20 protein-coding genes are annotated in these 19,374 nt (G+C 62.2%); 13 read left to right on the top strand and 7 right to left on the bottom strand.

The genetic code is table 11. From position 1 onward, the window contains the following. Positions 1-25 precede the first annotated feature (25 nt). The 3 genes from ACYU70_RS06465 to ACYU70_RS06475 all read right to left on the bottom strand — a co-directional run bounded on the left by ACYU70_RS06465 (position 26) and on the right by ACYU70_RS06475 (position 2,067). Positions 26-577: a hypothetical protein gene (locus tag ACYU70_RS06465; RefSeq protein ID WP_460615931.1), complete on the bottom strand. Its 552-nt coding sequence runs from the start codon at positions 575-577 to the stop codon at positions 26-28. Between the two features lie 146 nt (positions 578-723). Continuing rightward, positions 724-1,497, bottom strand: a complete 774-nt coding sequence (locus ACYU70_RS06470; protein WP_460615932.1) for a glycoside hydrolase family 19 protein — start codon at positions 1,495-1,497, stop codon at positions 724-726. Between the two features lie 150 nt (positions 1,498-1,647). Further along, positions 1,648-2,067 (bottom strand): hypothetical protein, encoded by a 420-nt coding sequence (locus ACYU70_RS06475; protein WP_460615933.1) that lies wholly within the window; start codon positions 2,065-2,067, stop codon positions 1,648-1,650. Between the two features lie 238 nt (positions 2,068-2,305). Between ACYU70_RS06475 and ACYU70_RS06480 the strand changes: the two genes are divergently transcribed. From ACYU70_RS06480 to ACYU70_RS06530, 11 genes are all read left to right on the top strand, one after another. After that, positions 2,306-2,572 carry a hypothetical protein gene (locus tag ACYU70_RS06480; RefSeq protein ID WP_460615934.1) on the top strand — a complete coding sequence of 89 codons (267 nt, stop codon included), beginning with the start codon at positions 2,306-2,308 and terminating at the stop codon, positions 2,570-2,572. 428 nt (positions 2,573-3,000) lie between these two features. Beyond that, positions 3,001-3,963 carry a coproporphyrinogen III oxidase gene (locus tag ACYU70_RS06485; protein WP_460615935.1) on the top strand — a complete coding sequence of 321 codons (963 nt, stop codon included), beginning with the start codon at positions 3,001-3,003 and terminating at the stop codon, positions 3,961-3,963. A gap of 22 nt (positions 3,964-3,985) precedes the next feature. After that, entirely contained in the window at positions 3,986-4,690 is a 705-nt protein-coding gene (locus ACYU70_RS06490; RefSeq protein WP_460615936.1) for a hypothetical protein, read from the top strand. Positions 4,691-4,882: 192 nt separating this feature from the next. Beyond that, positions 4,883-5,182 (top strand): hypothetical protein, encoded by a 300-nt coding sequence (locus ACYU70_RS06495; RefSeq protein WP_460615937.1) that lies wholly within the window; start codon positions 4,883-4,885, stop codon positions 5,180-5,182. A gap of 242 nt (positions 5,183-5,424) precedes the next feature. After that, the gene (locus ACYU70_RS06500; RefSeq protein WP_460615938.1) at positions 5,425-5,919 is read left to right on the top strand and encodes a general stress protein; all 495 of its coding nucleotides are present in this window, start codon (positions 5,425-5,427) and stop codon (positions 5,917-5,919) included. A gap of 73 nt (positions 5,920-5,992) precedes the next feature. After that, positions 5,993-6,826, top strand: a complete 834-nt coding sequence (locus ACYU70_RS06505) for a universal stress protein (RefSeq protein WP_460615939.1) — start codon at positions 5,993-5,995, stop codon at positions 6,824-6,826. A gap of 28 nt (positions 6,827-6,854) precedes the next feature. Continuing rightward, positions 6,855-7,793, top strand: coding sequence for a universal stress protein (locus ACYU70_RS06510; protein WP_460615940.1), 939 nt, complete (start codon positions 6,855-6,857; stop codon positions 7,791-7,793). A gap of 43 nt (positions 7,794-7,836) precedes the next feature. Then, on the top strand, positions 7,837-8,253 hold the full coding sequence (locus ACYU70_RS06515; RefSeq protein ID WP_460615941.1) for a spore germination protein GerW family protein: 417 nt from the start codon (positions 7,837-7,839) through the stop codon (positions 8,251-8,253). Positions 8,254-8,303: 50 nt separating this feature from the next. After that, entirely contained in the window at positions 8,304-10,109 is a 1,806-nt protein-coding gene (locus tag ACYU70_RS06520; RefSeq protein WP_460615942.1) for an ABC transporter ATP-binding protein, read from the top strand. Between the two features lie 154 nt (positions 10,110-10,263). Then, the gene (locus ACYU70_RS06525; RefSeq protein ID WP_342300321.1) at positions 10,264-10,650 is read left to right on the top strand and encodes a DoxX family protein; all 387 of its coding nucleotides are present in this window, start codon (positions 10,264-10,266) and stop codon (positions 10,648-10,650) included. 141 nt (positions 10,651-10,791) lie between these two features. Then, complete coding sequence (locus tag ACYU70_RS06530; protein WP_342300322.1) at positions 10,792-12,519, top strand: T9SS type A sorting domain-containing protein; 1,728 nt, start codon at positions 10,792-10,794, stop codon at positions 12,517-12,519. Between the two features lie 47 nt (positions 12,520-12,566). Here the strand turns inward: ACYU70_RS06530 and ACYU70_RS06535 are convergent, their stop codons facing one another. Genes ACYU70_RS06535 through ACYU70_RS06545 form a run of 3 tightly spaced genes read right to left on the bottom strand, consistent with a single transcriptional unit; the run spans position 12,567 to position 15,644 of the window. After that, positions 12,567-13,268 (bottom strand): ABC transporter ATP-binding protein, encoded by a 702-nt coding sequence (locus ACYU70_RS06535; RefSeq protein ID WP_342300323.1) that lies wholly within the window; start codon positions 13,266-13,268, stop codon positions 12,567-12,569. A 1-nt stretch (position 13,269) separates the two neighbouring features. Next, a complete protein-coding gene (locus ACYU70_RS06540; protein WP_342300324.1) occupies positions 13,270-14,526 on the bottom strand; it encodes an ABC transporter permease in 1,257 nt (418 codons plus the stop codon). After that, on the bottom strand, positions 14,523-15,644 hold the full coding sequence (locus ACYU70_RS06545) for an efflux RND transporter periplasmic adaptor subunit (protein WP_342300326.1): 1,122 nt from the start codon (positions 15,642-15,644) through the stop codon (positions 14,523-14,525). Before ACYU70_RS06545 ends, ACYU70_RS06540 begins: the two co-directional genes overlap by 4 nt. A 258-nt stretch (positions 15,645-15,902) precedes the next feature. Between ACYU70_RS06545 and ACYU70_RS06550 the strand changes: the two genes are divergently transcribed. Together ACYU70_RS06550 and ACYU70_RS06555 are read left to right on the top strand one after the other, a co-directional pair. After that, on the top strand, positions 15,903-16,181 hold the full coding sequence (locus tag ACYU70_RS06550) for a hypothetical protein (RefSeq protein WP_342300328.1): 279 nt from the start codon (positions 15,903-15,905) through the stop codon (positions 16,179-16,181). A 187-nt stretch (positions 16,182-16,368) separates the two neighbouring features. After that, positions 16,369-18,381, top strand: a complete 2,013-nt coding sequence (locus ACYU70_RS06555) for a cation:proton antiporter domain-containing protein (RefSeq protein ID WP_342300329.1) — start codon at positions 16,369-16,371, stop codon at positions 18,379-18,381. A gap of 8 nt (positions 18,382-18,389) precedes the next feature. On the opposite strand, the gene ACYU70_RS06560 is transcribed toward ACYU70_RS06555, so the two are convergent. Next, a complete protein-coding gene (locus tag ACYU70_RS06560) occupies positions 18,390-19,268 on the bottom strand; it encodes a bestrophin-like domain (protein ID WP_342300331.1) in 879 nt (292 codons plus the stop codon). Positions 19,269-19,374: the final 106 nt, after the last annotated feature.

The following is a 19,374-nucleotide window of genomic DNA, read 5'->3' on the forward strand; positions in this document are numbered from 1 at the left end:
GCTTCTTGCGTTGGAACTTCAACGTTTATTTCTCACCATCTCCGTCTTCAACGTATTTGCTTTCAACGCTAAAACCCGCCTCGACAACGCTAAAAAGGTTGCCTATTACTACCGGCTTGGGTATTTTTAGGCTGTCGGGGTCCATTAGCTTCCCGTTCAACTTCAATTTAAACTCTGCGTTCGGACGGTTACCATCTGCGTCTATAGCTCCTTCCCGGAATAAAAATTGGGTAACGGTAGCATCAGCGTCGAGAACCAATCCAATTATTTTGGCAATGGGTTCCTCACCCTTACTCTTAGCGGAAATTTCCGCCCCCTGCTCTTCAGTCAGCACTTTCAGCCGAATCAGCAGCTCTTTCAAAGAGCCAAGGTCAACGGTATCCCCTTTCTTAAGCTCGAATTCGATGCCGTTTTTTTTAACCTTTTCCCATTCTGAGGCATAGAGCGTAACTACTTTTGTAGCATCATTGCCGAGTTGAATAGTGATGTAAAAGTCCGTATTTGTAACGGACTTTAGCTTTTTGCCCTTTAGTGCGATTGGCTTCGTTACGGCTGGCAATGTGGATGATGCGGGCATTTGGCTGGGTCTGAAATGAGTGGTTTTACGTATTGCTTTCGGATTTTCCTAAGCGGCAGCGGGTATTTGCGGTAGCACTTCGGCTCAGCACCCGATAAATCAGGCGCACGGGGAAGCAAATAGGTTAGATTCTGTGATGCGTTCTTTTATACCGGCTTCTGCTCCTTCAACAGGGGATAAAAGCGGTTGAAGTATTTGGTGCGGTCGAGCAAGCCATTAGTACCGCCGTTCACGGCTTTGGTTACCGCCGTTAGCAGCGGCTCTGCGCCCTGATTGCATAAGTCAACCAAGGACATGGACTTGCCCTGGTAGACCACCTTGCGATTGAAAAAGAACCAAGCAGCCGAAACCAGTGGGTATTTGGTGGCTACCAGGTCGGGGCCGGCGAGCACGTCGTCGTCAACGAATTTATTGAATGCCTTAAAATTGTCTTTCCCGGTGAGCTGGATATAGCCCCGGCCTCGGTATTTCCAGCCATCTTTTGATGCTTCATCGCCATTGCCCATGCGCGAGGCATACACCCGGCACGCAATGGCTTCCGGCTTGCGGGCATAGGTATCGCACAGGTTGCTGGTGGCCGGGAAGTATTTGGGAAAGGTCTTTTTGAGGCCGTCAGCCGAATAGTTCAGGTTCTCGACCACGGCGGTAAAGTTGTTGCTCTCGTGGGCGCACTGCGCCAGAAAATGCGCCAGCTTCAACGGAGTATCTATCTTGAACAGCTTGATAACCGCGGGGATTTGCGCTAACACGCTACCGGGAATTTGCTTATCAAGCTTAGCGAGGTTCATGCCGTTTGGTTTTGTTGGGTTGGTCAAAACTGATTGAGCCGGCCGGGGAGGTTCAACCTCACTAAGCGCCCTGCAAACGTACACCGCGCATGGCACTTTGAACCACGTATTAATACCTGATTTTTGTTCCAAGCAATTCTACTTAGCCCATCAATTAAAATGGGCTAGGCGTTAGGCATCAGGCACTCCCGGCAATAGCTGTAGCTCGATGCCCCGAATGACCAGGCACACGCGATGCTGCGGCTTCCGCTACTGATAAAGATGAGCCGTTAGGCCGCCGAATCAGGCCAGGGTGGCCAGCCAGCTGGCCGCCTCGGCCTCCTCCGCAAACAGGCGGTAGGTCATGGAGCGGGCCGTGGCGGCGCCGGTGGCCTCGGCCAGGGGGAGGCGGGCCAGCACCTCGACGGGCAGCAGCACGGCCCCGTAGAAGTCGTGCATGCGCGTGCGGGGCATGCTCAGCCAGCACTCGGTGACCCAGGTGGATTCTTCGGGTGTGAAGGGCGTCATGCGGCGGTGGTCGCCGATGACCTTGTGCCAGCCGCGGAGCGCCAACAGCTGCTTGGCGTGGCCGAGGAGGGTTTGCAGGTCGGCCAAGCGGCGCGGGCCGGTGGTGTACCGGATAATGACGTATCCGCCGGCGGGCTGTTCCAGCAATTGACCCGCCGCGTTTCGAAAGTGGATGCGAAGTTTACCAGAAGCCATAATCGCCGCTAAGGTAATTAATTCCGCGATGGGAAACCGGCTCCAAAGCGCTGATTTCAGGGATACCTACCGCTTTTGTCTGGGCGGCCTGGCTGTCCGAGCGCGGCGGACGGGCAGTAGTATTTCCAGTCAATTCAACTCAGGGGCCAAGGCACCGATAGAAAATGCCCGGAAAATTGCACGAAACCGAAGCCGGTTTGGTTGGGCTTTTTCTATACCTTTTCTATACCTTTATTTTATGGAAATAGCTAACCACACTTTTGCCGAAGCAACTTCGGCGGCTCCGTTTCTGGATTATGCCATTTGCGTAGATGCCGACAACCGGCCGGCCAACCACGTGGGCGACTGGCCCGTGCAGGGACGGGCCTACGCCGTGCGCGTGGTAGAGAGCCGCACCGAAGGCCTGGACCTGGTACACGTACTGGGCTTCGAGGGCGAAGCGCCGTATTTCAACGCCTTTGCCCCGCACCGTTTTGAGTTTATTGAGCGCGTTTGGCTCAACTAAATAATCCTACTGCTACGTTGAAGCATTGAGTAGCTATTCAATTATTGCCAGGTTAAATCACACAAAAAAGCCCCTTCGCGATAACGCAAAGGGGCTTTTTTGTGTGAACCGGGCCGCCGCCTTCAAGGGGCCGCAGTGCTTCGGAGCTTTGACCAAGCAATTGCAACATCGTAGACGCTGCCCAATTACGGCGACTCGCCCAAGCTAACTACCTCACGACCATGAAGTACATCATGCCACGCCATGATACTGGTCATTTTAGCGGAAGGGGTTAGCAGTGAATTTTGGCCTGCCGGGCTGATGGTGTTCAGTTGTTGCCCGTGGCGATTCGGTGAGGCGTTTTGGCCGCCAAATCTTGCTTGACAGAGCATTTACCGCACCCGCCACCCATCCGCCTGCCTGCTGGTTCCCGTTGCTCGCTTCAGCCCATGGCCGCCCCCGATTTTCTGCTCAGTGCCCCGCCACGGGCAGCTACGGAGCGCTGGATGCAGCAGCTACAGGACGAGCTGTGCCGCCAACTGGCCCTGCTGGATGGGAGTGGTGTAGCATTTGAGCGCGACGACTGGCAGAAGGGCACCGGGCACGGCAGCACGCGGGTGCTTCAGCACGGCGACGTGCTGGAGAAAGGCGGGGTGGCCTTCTCGGTGGTTTGGGGCGAATTGGAGCCGGAAACCGCGCGGCAGCTGCGCCTGCCCACTCCTACCTACTTTCTGGCGCGGCTGCACGCGGTGCAGTTTCCGCGCAATCCGTGGGTGCCCATCGCGCATCTGAGCGTGCAGTATGTGGAGGCCGAGAACGGGGAAGCCTGGTTTGGCGGCAGCCTGGATTTGACGCCGGTGTACGTGGACCGGGCGCAGGCGCAGTGGTTTCATGCCCAGCTGGCGGCCCTGTGCCAAGCCCATAATGCCGACTATTACGCCCGGTTCAAGCCGGCGGCCGATAACTACTTCTACCTGCCCCACCGCCAGGCCACTCTGGGCATTGGCGGCCTGTATTTCGACCACCTGGCGGTGGATAAAGACGGCTCCTTTGCCCAGCTTTTTGCCTTCGTGCGGCAGCTGGGCCTCACCTACACCCGGCTATATGGCGTACTGGTGCGCCAGAATGCCGACCGGCCCTTCAACACCCACAACAAGCGCTGGCAGGTGATGCGCTGGGGGCATTACGCCGAATTCAACCTCCTGCTCGACCGCGATACCCGCCTCGGGCTGGCCACCGGCGTCCCGCTCGAAAGCACCTTGCTGGGCCTGCCGCCCCAGGCCGAATGGCCCGGCCAGCTGCGCCTGGACCCTCACTCCGCCGAAGCCCAGACCCAGCAGTGGCTGCGCCCCGGCGTGGACTGGCTGGCCCCGAACCCGGAGCTGCGGGAAGGCCAAACCTCCGATTCCTGAACCGCCTTATTTCCTCCCTGTCATGCGCACGCAAATCTGGTTACTCTGGGTGTTGGCCTCTTCGCTGGTCGGGGCCGGCTGCGAAAGCCCTCGGACTGGTGAAGAAACCGATTCGCCCAGCCGGGCGGTGCCCGTGGCTACCCCGCTGCCCCCTGATACGAGTGGCCGGGCCCGCCGCCCGCTCCCGCCTGCCCTGCCCCTCGACACGGAAGTGGCCGATGCCTGGACGCGCCTGCAAACCGCCCTGCGGCAGCACGACGCCGCGCAGCTCAACCAGCTCATCGACCCCGCGCTGGGCCTGTGGGTGGTGGAGGATGGCGACACGGGCGTGGTTATCACGCGGATGGCGGCGGGCGCGGCGCTGCGTAAGGCCATTGCCCGCGAGCCGCTGCTGCGCCTGGAGCGGCAGCTTCCGGCATGTACCACGCCGCTGGTCGTGGCCCAGTTTCCGGAAATTGACTGCGGCGACTACGGCCACGGGCGCTCCGGCTTTGCGCGGGATGGCTGCTTTGCCGGCCCGGCCGCCGACTTTCAGGCCGTGGATATATGGTCCCGCACCCGGCTGAAGGGTGGCACCGCGGCCCAGGGCCGGGCAGCGCAGGCGCGGGTGGGGCGCACGGTGCTGCATACGCTGAGCGGCTGGCGGTTTCATTTTGTCAAAGCACCCGGCGCTGGCGGGCGCTGGCACCTGGTGTTCGTCGACCTGCGCGCGCCCTGCATAAGCTGAAGCAGCGGGCCTGGTTCGCCCGGAGGCTCTATGACCATAATCAGGGCGATAACTGATTGGCATCATGCCCGGCAACCGGCGATAGCAGGAACTTTAACCTCCTGCTATCGCCGGTTGCCGGGCCGCGCCGCCTGGTTAATGCGAGCATTTAAACCGATGGATTTCAGCTCCTCATCTTCTTTCTGAGCCGTCATGAAAACACCCACGAAACCGTTGCGAATGCGCAAGCCGGCCCTCCTGCAATGGTCGGCTTTGGGGGCGAGCATTCTGGCCGGGCTCACGGCGGGCGTGTTGTGGGCTCCGGCGCCGGGCCAGTACTCGCGCGGGCGGCTGGCGGCCCGCTTCCGGGACTGGTCGCACAGCGTGGCCGGCCGCTGGAGCCTGTGGCAGCCCTGGCCCCCGCCCCGGCCTATCCGGCACCGCATGTCCAACGTTCCGCGAACCGCCGCCGACCTCGCCATGCAACCCAACCGCTTGCTGACGGAGGACTGACATCGGGCTACTTCTGCCCTCCTGTCCACCCACTCTTCTACCCTCTTTCCATCGAATTCGAAGCGGCCCCAGCGGCCACTAATCCGGAATGGACGGGCAGTCTGTGATGGCTGCCCGCCCTCCGGTAATTACCGCAACGCCGATGTATCAGGCGAGCCGCCACAGCCACTCGGCAACCCCTGATTTTCAGCAAAAAAAGACTGGCTTTTCTCCCTTTTATCTGCATTTAACGCCCTTCTTTTATGAAACGCAACGAAACCGTGGTGGCCGTGTACGACACCCACCAGGCGGCCGAAGCCGCCGTGAAAGAGCTTCAGCAGGCCGGCTACGACATGCGCAAGCTGTCCATCGTGGGGGCCGATTATGAAGTGGAGGAAAAGGTGCTGGGCTTTTATACCACCGGCGAGCGCATGAAAACCTGGGGCGGAATCGGGGCCTTCTGGGGCGGAATCTGGGGGCTGCTGCTGGGCTCGGCCATGTTTATGCTGCCCGGCATCGGGCCGCTGCTGCTGGCGGGCCCGGTGGTGAGTGCCCTGGTGGGCGCGCTGGAAGGGGCCGTGGTGGTGGGCGGCGTGAGTGCCCTGGGTGCGGCGCTGGTGAGTATGGGCGTTCCCGAGCACGACGCCCTGCGCTACGAAGTGGAGCTCAAAGCCGGCAAGTTTCTGCTGATGGCCCACGGCACCCCCACCGAGCTGGAACGGGCCCGGCAAACGCTGAATCAAGCCGCACTGGCTTAGCACCAGCGATAAATCAACGCATTAAGAATTCTATTCACCCGCCGTCCCTTTCCCGGCCCAACGCCTCCCCGCCATGAAACCGGCTTTTGTTGTCCTCACCGATTTATCGGCCGCCGCCGCCGATGCGCAGGCCTACACGGCCCGCCTGGCCACCCGCCTGCACGGCCGGCTGGTACTGCTGCACGTGTACCTCAGCCTGGACCCGCTGCGCGACCCCGAGGAGCTGGTGCTGACCACCGCCGCGGAGCTGGCCGGCCGCCAAAAAATCCAGGCCGACTTGCAGCAGCAGGTGCGCCAGCTCCCCGTGCCTGCCGAGGTCGAGCTGTCGTTCGACCCGCTGGCCTCGGCCGTGGACAAGGCCGTGCGCCACTACCAGCCGCTGCTGCTGGCCATGGGCCGCGCCGCGCACCCCGGCCGGCTCGAACGCCTGCTGCCCCACGAGGTGGAGCCCATCCTCCAGGCCGCGCACTACCCCCTGCTGCTGGTGCCCGAGGGCTGGGCCGAAACCGAGCTGCCACGGCACATGCTCGTGGCCGCCGACGGGCGCGCCTTCACCCTGGCCGCTCCGGCCCTGGCCCTGCAGGAGCTGCTGAGTGCCTTGCAGCCCACCGCAGCCGTGGTGCACGTGGCCCACGAAACGCATGGCCCCTCGCACGGCGACGTGGCGCTGAAATCGGTGGTGAGCACGCAGCTATTCGGGCACCTCACCAACAACAGCCTGTACGAAGTGCGCGAGGAAGCCCCGGCCGATGGCATTCTGCACGCGGCGGCCGAGCTTAATAGCCAGTTGATTGTGATGCTGGCCCGGCCCCACACCCTCCTCGGCGGGGTTTTCCATCGCAGCGTGACGGCGCAGGTGCTGCGCCGCAGCCCCGTGCCCGTGCTGGTGCTGCCCACCGTGGCCTGAGGCCGCGTCACCCTAACGTTTCTGCCTTATGCTTACGCCCGTAACGCCCCGCCACCATCAGCCGCAGCCCACGGAAGCGCCCGTGGAGAAAGCCCCAACTCCCACGCTCATTGTCCTGACCAGCTTCTTCCCGGAAAGTCGCCGGGCTCTGCGGTTTGCCGCCGAGCTGGCCGGCCCGCTGGCGGCCCCGTTAGTATTGCTGCACATCGACGCGATGGCCGCGCAATACCCCAACGAGCCGGTGGAAACCGCGCCCGCCGACAGCCGCGAGCTGCGCCACGACTTGCAGCAGCTTGCCCAAGAGCTGCACCGGCCGGTCACCATCGAGCTGGCCAGCGGCCTGCTGAGCCGCGTGCTGACCGACGTGGCCCACCGCTACGCTCCGGCCCTGTTCGTGCTGGGCCGCCCCGCCGATGAGCAGGCCGATTTCGAGCTGAGCGAGGCGATAGTGACCGAGCTGCGCGCCGCCCATCTGCCCTTGGTGCTGGTGCCCGAAGTGTACGCCGGCCCCGACCTGCCCCAGCACCTGGCCGTGGCCACCGACGACGAGCCCTTTGCCCTGCACGCCGGGGCCCAGGCCGCCCAGCTCCTGCTGCGCCAGCTGATGCCCAGCCAGGTAACGGTGGTAGCCGCCTCGCCCCTGCAGGACGACAACGTGTGCGCCGCCGCCCTGCACCACGTGCGCACCAGCGGCCTGCTGCCCACGCCCGGGCCGGTGCCCACCGTGGAGGGTTTTTACGCCACCCAAACCGAGCAGGGCCTGCTGCACGCCATTGCCACCACGCAGGCCGACTGGCTGGTGCTGCTGGCCCACCCGCGCCGCTACCTCGACCAGCTGCTGCACCACAGCATCACGAAGCGCATGCTGCACTGGAGCCCCGTGCCGGTACTGGTAGTGCCCTCCCAAACGTCCCGCAGCCGGGCCCCCAAACGCCCTACGCAGCTGGATAATGGCTTCCTTATTTGAGAATTAGCACCAATTATCGCACTGACATTAAACACCTTAAAAAATGGATTCAATCACCACCTCCGCCCCCACCATGGCGATAGCCGAAACCTCGGCCGTCTCCCACGCCCCGGCCCCCACGTCCTCGGTGGCCGAGCGGCTGGCGCAGCTCCTGAGCACCTCGGTTAATGCCCAAACCATCTACGGCAGCCCCGTGGAGCGCGACGGCGTGACGGTGATTCCCGTGGCGCAGGCAGCCTATGGCTTCGGCGGGGGCAGCGGCACCGGCCCCAACGCGCAGGGCGGCACCGGCGGTGGCGGGGGCGTGCGCCTCAAGCCGGTGGGCTTCATCGAATTGAAGAAAGGCCGCAGCCGCTTCCGGCCCATCCGGCGCTCGGTGGTACCGCTGGTGGCCGTAAGCGGGCTGATGGCGCTGCTGCTGCTGCGAGCCGTGCCCCGGCTGCTGCCTAACGGCCGCTAGCGCGGTAGGCCGGGTTAGTCAGTGTCATTTTTTTTCTGCCTCATGCAAGCATGAACTCCCCCGGCCCTCCTGCCATGAGCATCTGGCAGATTATCAAGCGCTTGATTCCGTATGTGCGGCCCTACCGGTTTTTGGTGGCCAGCACACTGATTCTCACGCTTATTGGTTCGCTCACGGCGCAGGTCAACCCCTTCGTGCTGCGCTACACCGTGGATAAGGTGCAGGTGCTGCTGCACCACGGCCACAGCCTGAAAGTAGGAATGCCGCTGCTGCTGGGCATCAGCGGCATTTTGCTGGGCAAGGAGGTGCTGAACGCGGCCCTGGATTTTGGCCAGAGCTATTTTGGGGAGGAAATCCGGGTGTACGTGTCCAGCGCGCTGAGCCAGGATGCGGTACGGCGCATATTATCTTATCGATTAGGGTTTTATGCGGCCGGCAGCAACCAGACGGGCAAGCTGCAAACCCGACTCGACAAGGGCGTGGACGCCCTCATGAAGCTGGTGCAGGATTTGTTCATCGACATCCTGCCGCTGCTGGCGGCGGCGGCGGTGTCGCTGGTGGTCATGTTTGCGGCCAGCTGGCGCATCGGGGTGGTGGCGCTGGGTGTGCTGCCGGTGTATTTCTGGCTGAGCTACCGGCAGGCCGTGCGCCTGAGCGGCGTGCGGCGCGGCATGCGCCAGCTCAAGGAAGACAAAAATCACGGCCTGCTCAACCTCATGGACTCGGCCGTGGTCATCAAAAGCTTCGTGCGCGAGCAGTACGAGGAGGAAAAGCAGGACCGCCTCCAGCACGAGCTGCGCGAAACCCAGCTGCGGATGCGCAAGACCAACTTCCTCTTCAACGGCCTGAAGTCGCTGGTGGAGCAGGTGGGGCTGGTGGTCATCATCGTGCTCACGGCCTATCTGGTGCTCTCGCACGAGCTGTCCATCGGCACCATCATGTTCAATAGCATGCTGTTCCACAACGTGTCGGCGCCCATCCGGCAGCTCCACCAGATGTACGATGAGCTGAACGAGGTGCACACTTACTCCGAAGCTTTCTTCGAGATGCTAGACGCCGACAATGCCGTGGAGCCCACCGGCTCGCTGCCGCCCACCAGCCTGCGCGGCACGTTTGAGCTGCGCCACGTCGATTTCACCTACCCCAGCGGCACCCAGGCCCTGCACGACGTAAGCCTGACCATCGAGGCCGGCAAAACCACGGCCCTCATGGGCCTGAGCGGGGCCGGCAAAAGCACGGTCATCAACCTGCTCTGCAAATTCTACGAGCCCCAAAGCGGCGAAATCCTGCTCGACGGCCGCCCGCTGGCTGATTACGATACCCACGCCCTGCGCCAATACATCGGCCTGGTGCTCCAGAAAAACCACATTTTCAAGGGCACCGTGGACGAAAATATTCGCTACGGCAACCTGTTGGCCACCCCGGCCCAGGTGCAGGACGCCGCCCGCCAGGCCCACCTGCACGACCAGCTGATGCAGCTGCCCGACGGCTACGAAACCGATGCCCAGCAGCTCTCGGGCGGGCAGCAGCAGCGCATCGCCATTGCCCGGCTGTTCCTCAAAAACCCGCCCATCATCTTCCTCGACGAGCCCACCGCCAGCCTCGACGCCGTGACCACCGAGCAAATCAAAACCAGCCTCGACGCCCTCAAACGGGGCCGCACGGTGGTCATCATCTCGCACAGCCTCTCCCAGATTGTGGAAGCCGACCGCACCTACGTGCTCGAACAGGGCCGCGTGGTGGAAAATGGCATCCACCAGGAGCTATATGACCAGAACGGGGCCTACCGCCGCATTTTCGACGCCTCGGCCCGCAGCCTCAACCTGGAGAAGCTGGCCCGCACGCTCACGTATTGAGGCCATTGCTGACACGAATCAGTCGCAAAGCCTGCCAGCGTCATGCCTTTTAGCGGGGCAAAAATGCATTTTTGGTTAAACCACCTCTACTCTGCCGGACCGGTAGCGGCCACTGTTTTTATCCATCATCCTTATCATCTTATCCAGTATTGTCATGAGAGCCTCGAACTTCATCTACTGGGCCACGACCATCATTCTGGCAGTCATGATGACGTATTCGGCCTATGCGTTCCTGACCCAACCGGGGATGGCGCAGACGTTTCACCACTTGGGCTTCCCTGATTATTTCCGGCATGAGCTGGCCATTGCCAAGTTGTTGGGCGTGGTGGCACTGCTATTCCCGGTGGGCCCGCGCCTGAAGGAATGGGCCTACGCCGGCTTTAGCATCACGTTCATTTCTGCCATCATTGCCCACATCAGCCTGGGCGACCCGCTGGCCTACCGGGTTGCTCCCTTCGTGGCGCTGGTCCTGCTCGTCACGTCATACCTCACGCTGCACCAGCGGCATCACCCCGACGAGGCGCGCATGATGACGGCGTAGCGCCTGCTTTCGCCAGCTGTCTGGCAGAAGCGCGGCACGGCCGGGTCAGGTAAATGATACAGACCATCGGTCAGGTGAAGGTTTGGGCACAACCTTCACTCGCCCGATGCTTTTTGCTTCACCCTCTTTCATCGAAATGCTATGAAAGCTTTTTTTACGCTGATTATTCGACAATTGTGCCACAGGATGCTGCCGAGCCTGCTGCTCCTGTTGGCTTGTCTGGGCAATGTGCGGGCGCAGGCACCCGCCTGGCAGTCGGCCGTGGGGGCCAACGGCGCTCAAGTGTATGCCATGGCAGCGGATGCCAGCGGCAACGTGTATCTGGCCGGCGCTTTCAATAACTCGGTCACCTTTGGCACCATCACCCTGTTTGGCAGCAGTTTGGGCGATGTTTTTGTGGCTAAGTGGAGCAATTCTGCCGGCCGCTTTGTGTGGGCCCAACAAGCCGGGAGCATTGGCAACGAGCGAGCAACGGGAATCGCGGTAAGTGGCAACTCAATATACATAGTGGGCGATTTTAGCAGTCCCACCCTCAGCTTCGGCACCAGCAGCATCACCAATACGACCACCACCAACACCTTTCCCGATATCTTCATCGCCAAGCTTACCGATGTGGGCAATACCGGCAGTTTTACCTGGGCCCGCCAAGCTGGAGGCGCTAGATATGATTTAGCCCCGGCAATTGCCGTGAGCGGTAGCAGCGTGTACATCGCGGGGTATTACGATAGCGCCACGATTAGCTTTGGCACAACCACCCTGGGCAATAACACAGCCCCGGGTGTCATCAGCACTGATATTTTTGTGGCCAGGCTTTCGGATATGGGCAGCACCGGCGAGTTTGACTGGGCAAACCGTGCGGGCGGCATCGGCAACGAAGAGGCTTATGGGCTAGCCACCAATGGTACCGACGTGTACGTGGTGGGCTACTTTGCCAGCGGCAGGGTCAACTTCGGGACTACGCGCCTGACTAATACCCGGGAGGGGAGCGAGGACGGCTACATTGCCAAGCTCAGTGACACGGGCAGTTTTACTTGGGCACTCCCAGTTGGCGGAATGGGGTCGGAAATCGCGACAGCAGTAGCGGCCAGCGGAAACAACGTTTTCGTAACCGGTTTTTTCAGTAGCAGTCCGGCCTCATTTGGCAGCACTACACTCGCCGCGGCTGGTGCCTCCGATGCCTTTGTGGCTAACGCTGTGGATGCAGGCCCGAGCGCAGCCTTTGCTTGGGCCCAGCGCGCCGGCGGCACCGGCCTGGATACGCCCCGGGGCATTGCCGCGAGCGGCACGGATGTGTATGTAACGGGCTATTTTGATAGTCCTGCGGCTAGTTTCGGCCCCACTACGCTGGTGAACGTGGCCGCGCCCGGCACGAGCAGCACCGATATTTTCGTCTGTAAGCTAACCGGCAGCGGCAGCTTTGCCTGGGCCGCCCAGGCCGGCAGCCCCGCCCGCGATGAAGGGCTCGCCGTAGCCACGAGCGGTACGACGGTGTATGTGGCCGGCAATGCTTCATTTCCCGCCTCCTTTGGCACCATTGGCCTGTCTCAAGTAAGTGGCTTGGCCGGATTTTTTGCCACCCTGGGCACCTCTGCCCTGGCGGTAGCCGTCGCGCAGGCGCGCCCGGATGTTGTCCTCTATCCCAACCCCGCTTCCTTGGGCACGGAGGTGCTGGTGGCCGTGCCGGTTGGCCGGGGCCTGGCCACGCTCACCCTGCTCGATGCGTGCGGCCGGGTAGTGCGCCAGCGCGCCAGCCTACCCGCCTCGGTGGCTCCCTATACGCTAGCTCTGGCGGGGCTGAGCGCTGGCCTCTACGTGCTGAAAGTGAAAACTGAGAACGGCACGCAAGTGTGTCGGCTGGTCATTAACTGAGGCTACCGGGGCCGCATCGCGGCTGTCCGATGCGCTGAACAGCGGGGCTATTGACCTGCGCTAAGCGCTATCCCATTGCTGATGCGCCCATCCTCCATCTCAATAATCCGATGGGTTTTGGCAGCAAACTCCGGGTCGTGCGTCACGATGAGCAGGGCCTGGTGGTAGGTTTCGGCCAGCTCCTTGAAAATATCGAACACGACCTCGCCGTTTTTCTTGTCGAGGTTGCCGGTGGGCTCGTCGCCCATGATGATGAGCGGGTCGTTGATGAGGGCCCGGGCGATGGCTACGCGCTGTTTTTGGCCGCCGGAGAGCTGGTTGGGCTTTTTGAGCGCCTCGCTTTCGATGCCGAGGATTTTCAGCTTTTCGTAGGCCCGGTGTTCGATTTCCTGGCTCGATAACTTGCCCAGCTTTTCGCCGGGCAGCATCACGTTGCGCAGCACCGAAAACTCGTTCAGCAGGTAGTGAAACTGGAACACGAAGCCGATTTGCTCGTTGCGCACGCGGGCCAGCTCGGCTTCTTTTTTGTCCCGCATGAACACGCCGTCAATCAGCAGGTCGCCTTCGTACACCGTGTCCATGGTGGAGAGGATGTATAGCAGCGTCGATTTGCCGCAGCCCGACTTGCCCACCACGGCCGCAAACTCGCCCCGGCCCAGCGCAAACGTGATGCCGTGTAACACCTGCACCCGCACGGGGTCGTCGAAATACTTGGTGATTTGACGGGCTTCGAGCGCAGGCGTGTCCATCTCACTTGCCTCTGATGATGACGACCGGGTCGACCCCGCTGGCCTTGCGGGCCGGAAAATACCCCGCCAGATACGTGGTAACGACCGAGAACACCGCCCCTATGCCGTAAAACCGCGGGTCGAAATTGACCGGGAAAGTGTGCACCGAGGGCAGCGAAGCCGGGTTGAACGGCAGCTGCGCAATGAGCGCCGAGAGCCCGTAGCCGAACACCAATCCCACCGCGCCGCCCGACAGCCCAATGGCCAGCGCCACCGCCACGAACAGCCGCTGCACATCGCCCCCCGCAAACCCGATGGCTTTGAGGATGGCAATGGTGTCCATCTTCTCGTAAATCATCATATTCAGGATGTTATAAATTCCGAAGCCCGCCACAATCAGCAGCGTGACACCCACGGCGTACGAAATGAGCGTGCGGATGAAGGTGCCGGTGGCAAAATCGGAATTGGCCGTTTGAATGTCCATGGCCTGCACCTCGTACAGTTGCGCGTATTCTTTGGCCAGCCGGGGCGCCAAGGTGAAATCGTGGAGCTTTATCTGAATATCGGTGATGTAGTTGTTGGCTTCGCCGAGCAGCTTTTGGGCGGTGGCGAGGGAGGTGTAGCTCTGCACTTTATCCACTTCCAGCAGGCCCGACTGGAACAGGCCGACCACCTTGAGCTGCACGCGGTTGCCCTTCACGGTGGTGATTTGGACCACGTCGCCCACGTTCACCAGCATGAGGTCGGCGGCGGCTTTGCCGAGGACGATGCTGTTGGCCACGGTTTTGAGGCTAAGCGGGTTGCCGGCCACCATGTAGTCGCCGAAGGCAAAAAGCCGGTCTTCCTGCTCCACCTCGATGCCGCTGATGGTGCCGGTGAGGTCGATGGTGCCCACGTTGTAGAACACCTGGACCTGGGCTTTGGGGGCCACGCCGCGCACGCGCGGGTCGCGGCGCAGGGCCGCGATGATGGCCACGGCGTTGTGAATGCGCGGCAACTCGTCGCTGGGCTTGATGGAGTGGATGAAATTGTGCGGCCCGGGGCCGGTGTAGCGGTCGATGGGCTGCTGCGGGGCGGGCTGCACCTCGTTGTAGAGGCGGACGTGGGGCGTGCGGTTCAGCACCAGCCCATCGAGCAGCCGGTTGAGGCCCGACATGAAGCTGAGCAGCGCAATGAACATGGTGATGCTGAACGTGACCCCGATGGCCGCCACCAGCGTCTGCCGCCAGCGGGCCAGCAGCAGCGACAGAGCCACGTCGTAGAGCAGGGGCAGTTTCATTTTGCGGGGGTCGTGAGTTCGTCATCGGGCGTGATGCCCGCCAGAATTTCCACCATCTGGTAGTCGCGCAGGCCGGTTTTCACCCGCGCCAGCTTCCCGTCGGCCTTCCGCACCGTTGAGTCATCCACCAGCAGGCGGCGCGGAATCAGCAGGGCTTTGGGCTTGGTTTGCAGCACAATGTTGGCCTCGAAGCTGATGAACGGATAGAGCACTGGCGGCTGGCGCATGAAGGCCGCGTCCACCTCAAACGTGCGGGTGCCGGTGTTCATCATGGGCGAAACCGTGGTGACGCGGGCGGTGAACACCTGGCCCTTGTAGCTGTCCAGCGTCACCAGCACCTGCTGGCCGGGACGCACTTTCACGATGTCCGTTTCATCGACCTGCATTTCGAGCACGAAGTGGCGGGCATCGCCCAGCAGGGCCAGCGGCGTTTGGGGCGTCACGGCCTCGCCTTTTTCGCGGTAGAGCTGGTACACGAGGCCGTTGATTTTGCTGCGCAGGATGAAGTCGCCGGCCTGCTGCCGGGCAATCTGGAGGTTTTTGCGCGACTGCGCGGCGGCGAAATCGAGCTGCTTTTTGAGCGTCTGGTAGCTGAGCACCGCCGATTCGTAGGCCGTTTTGGAGGCGGCGTAGGCCAGCTCCTTTTGCTCCAGCGTCAGCTTCGTGCCGATGGCCTGCTGCCAGAGCTGGCGCTGGCGGGTGAGCTGGAGCTGGTCGTTTTGCATGGTGCGGCGTTGGAGGGCAATGCGTTCGCGCGCTTCCTGCAGCTGGCTTTGGTTGGCGGCTACATCGGCGTAGCGGGCGGCCAGGGCGGCGTTTTCCTCGTTCAGCTTCTGCACGTCGCTGGATATGGAGAGCAGCGGCGTGCCCACCCGCACCGAATCGCCCTCGCGCACCAGCACCGCCTGAATAACGCCGCTGGCGGTGGCAAACGCCTGGTACTGCCGTCCGCTTTTAACGGTGCCGGCCGCGTACACCGACTCCGAAATAGCCGACCAGATGGGCTTCACGAGCTCGGCTTTATCCCGGCAGCCGGCCGCAGCCAGGCTTATCAGCAATAGCCAGGCCCAGGGCGGCACGGTGGGCGGGCAAGGCAGCGGGTACCGATTGACTTTCATGGGCAAGCAAGCCGCTACCGGCCCCGCCGGGTGCCGTGGTTCGGCGGCAATTTCTGCCGGAGCCGCGCCTCAACAAATGACCTTAATCAATTGAAATTTCGATTGTTGTCATGGCCCCGGAAGAGGCCAAGATTGAAATCAGCCCCGGGCCTGATTCTCCTCATACTCCACCATGAATGGTTTTTCTACTTTTAAGAAGCTGCCTGTAGGCCGTTGCGTAGTGGTCGATTTCCACTCCTTTTTAACGCCCATCTCCCAATGAAAAACACCGCGCATCGACTACCGCACAAACTGGCCGGGCATACTCAGGCCAACCTGACCGGACTGAGTGCCAAGTACGTCCGCAAGCTGGAAAAGCCTCTGGCCAACATCTTACGGAAGCTCAGCCGCAAGTTCACCAAGCTGCTGGATAAGTACAGCGAAGCGCGCAACCGGAAGGCCCGCAAGGCGACCCGCGAGGCGGCCCGATTCCTGGTGAAGCGGCTGTATAAAACATTCGAGCGGCGCGGGGCGGGCCTGGCCCTGCGGTCGGCCTGAGCCGGGACCGATAGCCAAAATCTATTGCTGCATATGATTCCATTTATCAGTTAAAACCGGGTGGGCTGTTGGTTGCCGCTTCGGAGGTGGAAGCGGTGCGTAGTTATCATGAATACCTGGCAATGGCCTGACCCACACGGGTGTGGGCGCGGCTACCGTGGTGGCGCGCCCGGCCCTGCTGCACGCCATGAACCACTCCTTACTCTACGATTTACTGGTTATCCTGCTGTTGTCGGTGAGCGTGACGCTGCTGTTCAACCGCATCCGGCTGCCGTCCATCATCGGGTTTCTGGTGACGGGCATGCTGGCCGGGCCCTACGCGCTGGGCCTGGTGAAGCTGCCCGCCAAGGTGGACCAGGTGGCCGAAATGGGCATCATCATGCTCATGTTCACCATCGGGCTGGAGTTTTCGGTGCAGAACCTGGGCCGGATGCGGCGGGCGGTTTTTCTGGGGGGCACGCTGCAGGTGGGGCTCACGGTGGCGGCCGTGGCGGTGCTGGGCATGGCCATGGGCAGCTCGTTGGGCACAGCAGTGTTCTGGGGCTTTTTGCTGTCGCTCAGCAGCACGGCCATCGTGCTCAAGCTGATGCAGGAGCGCATGGAAGTGGAGTCGGTGCACGGGCAAATTGTGCTGGCCATTCTGCTGTTTCAGGACCTGGCGGTGGTGCCCATGATGCTGCTCATTCCGCTACTGAGCGGGCAGGGTGGCGGCAATCAATTGCTGGTGCTGGGCCTGATGCTGGCAAAAATCCTGGCCGTGGTGGCCGTGGTGGGGCTGAGCGCGCGCTACCTCATGCCGCGCCTGCTGCTGGCCGTGGCGCGCACCCGCAGCCGCGAGCTGTTCCTGCTCACCATCATCGGCACCTGCCTGGGCGTGGCCGTGCTCACGGAGCAGGCGGGGCTGTCGCTGGCGCTGGGGGCGTTTCTGGCGGGGCTCATCATCTCGGAATCCGAGTACAGCTACGAGGCCGTGAGCAGCGTGCTGCCCTTCCGGGAGGTGTTCGCCAGCTTCTTTTTTGTGTCCATCGGTATGTTGTTCGATGTGCACGTGCTGCTATCTCACCCCATTGAAATCGTGCTGCTCACCATTGGGGTTATTTTGCTGAAAATGCTGCTGACGCCAGTGGCTACGGCCTTTTTGCGCGCGCCGGTGGGCGAAATCCTGTTCACCGGCATGGCCCTGGCGCAGGTGGGCGAGTTCGCATTTGTGCTCTCGCGGGAGGGGCTGCGGGCCGGCCTCATCAAGCCCGACAGCTACCAGGTTTTTCTGGCTATTTCGGTGCTCACCATGTGCTGCACGCCCGGCGTGATGGCTCTGGCGCACCCCGTAGTGGCGTGGGTGATGCGCCTGCCCTGGCCCCTGGAGCTGGAGCAGCGCCTACACGTGGGCCACGCCCCGCCCCCGCCGGCCGTGGCCACGGCCAGCCCCGCGCTCATCGACCACCTCATCATCGTGGGCTACGGCCTGAACGGGCGCAACCTCGTGCGGGCCGCCAAATTTGCCAAGCTCCCCTACATCATCCTCGAAGCCGATGCCGACAAAGTGCACCGGGCCTTGAAACGCGGCGAGCGCATGATGTACGGCGACGTGACCCACGAGCACGTGCTGGAACACCTGGGCGTGGTGCGGGCGCGGGTGGTGGTGGTGGCCATATCCGACCCCGCCGCCGCGCTGCGGGCCGTGGCGGCCATCCGGCGGCTCAACCCCATGGTGTGCATTCTGGTGCGCACACTGTACGTGTACGAGCGCAAAAACCTCTACCACGTGGGCGCTACCGAGGTAATTGCCCAGGAGCAGGAAACCAGCATGGAGGTGCTGGCCCATGTGTTGGCCCGCTTTCTGGTGCCGCAGGACGATATTGAGAAGCTCATCGGCGAGCTGCGCCACGGCAGCCACGCCATGCTGCGGCCCCACTCGCTCACCAAGGCGGCCTGGGCCAGCATTCACCTGGGCCTGACCGGGGCCGAGCTGGCCGCCGTGCCCGTCGAGGCCGACCCGCAAACCTGCCTGGACGGTCAGGTTTTGTCAGAAGCGGAATTGCGGCGGCACTTTGGCCTGTGCCTGCTGGCCATCCGGCGCGACGGCGCGATGCTGGAACCGGTGACCAACGAAACGGTCATTCTGCTGCACGACACGCTCTACGTTTTTGGCAAGCCGGCCCAGGTAGCGGAGCTGGTGCAGGTGGTGGAAGCGGCCTGAAATGGGCGCTAAAACAAATGCCGCTGGTCGACCAGGATTTCCTGCACGTCGGTGGGGCGGATGATGCCCCGGCGGGGGCGGTCCAGCTCCAGGGTGATGAACACCACCAGCGTCACCATCAGGTGGAAGGTGACGACGGCCATCCAGTCGAACCGGGCACGATTGGCGCTCACGTAGCCCGAAAAAAAGGCCGTAATGAGGGCAATAATGAACAACATGTACACCACGGCATCGGGCACGTGGGCGCGCAGCGAGGCCTGGCGGGTCACGCCATTAGCCGTCACTTCGTTCAGGGCATCCACCATTTTATCGGTCGCAATGGCATACTGCGGGTCGACCGACAGCCGCACCACGCGGTGCCACACCTGGTTGATGGCCGTATCGGCGTGCACCAGCGTTGCTTTAATAATCGTCGAATCATACGGAGCCGCGCCGAAGGCAATGCGCGCCTCCAGGTAGCTGCGCAGCTCCCGCCGGAGCCCGGCCCGCTCGGGGTCGGGGTAGAGGTTGGCGCGCAGCACGGCCGTGCGGAAGCTGGCGGCCAGCGCCACCAGGGCATCGCGTCGGGCCTCGAAACGGGCGCTGGCCATCGAAAACGAGAAGGCCAGCAACAGGCCCTGCAACGCCAGCAGCGACGCCACGGCCACCGACTGCTCGTTGGTGGCCGTGGCGTAGGGCTTGCGGAGGCGGCCCACCCACAGGCCGGCCCAGGTCAGGAGCAGCAGCAGGCCGAGCAGAATGAGCACCAGCAGGCGCGAATCGGTGCGGTACAGCAGCGAGTATTCTCTCATCAGTTCCTGGCTCAAATGACCGAATGGCTCGCTGCCCACCAGCAGGATGTTGTCTGACTGGCCGCACAAGCCGAATCGGTCAGCGAAAGGCATCATGACATTTCTGGCAATTGCTTCATACCATGAATATCAACCCGATAAGAGCGGTGCTAATTGACGCAAATCAGGTCATCGCCTGTTCATTATCCTGTTTTTTGGCCGA

The organism is Hymenobacter segetis, from assembly GCF_054776495.1.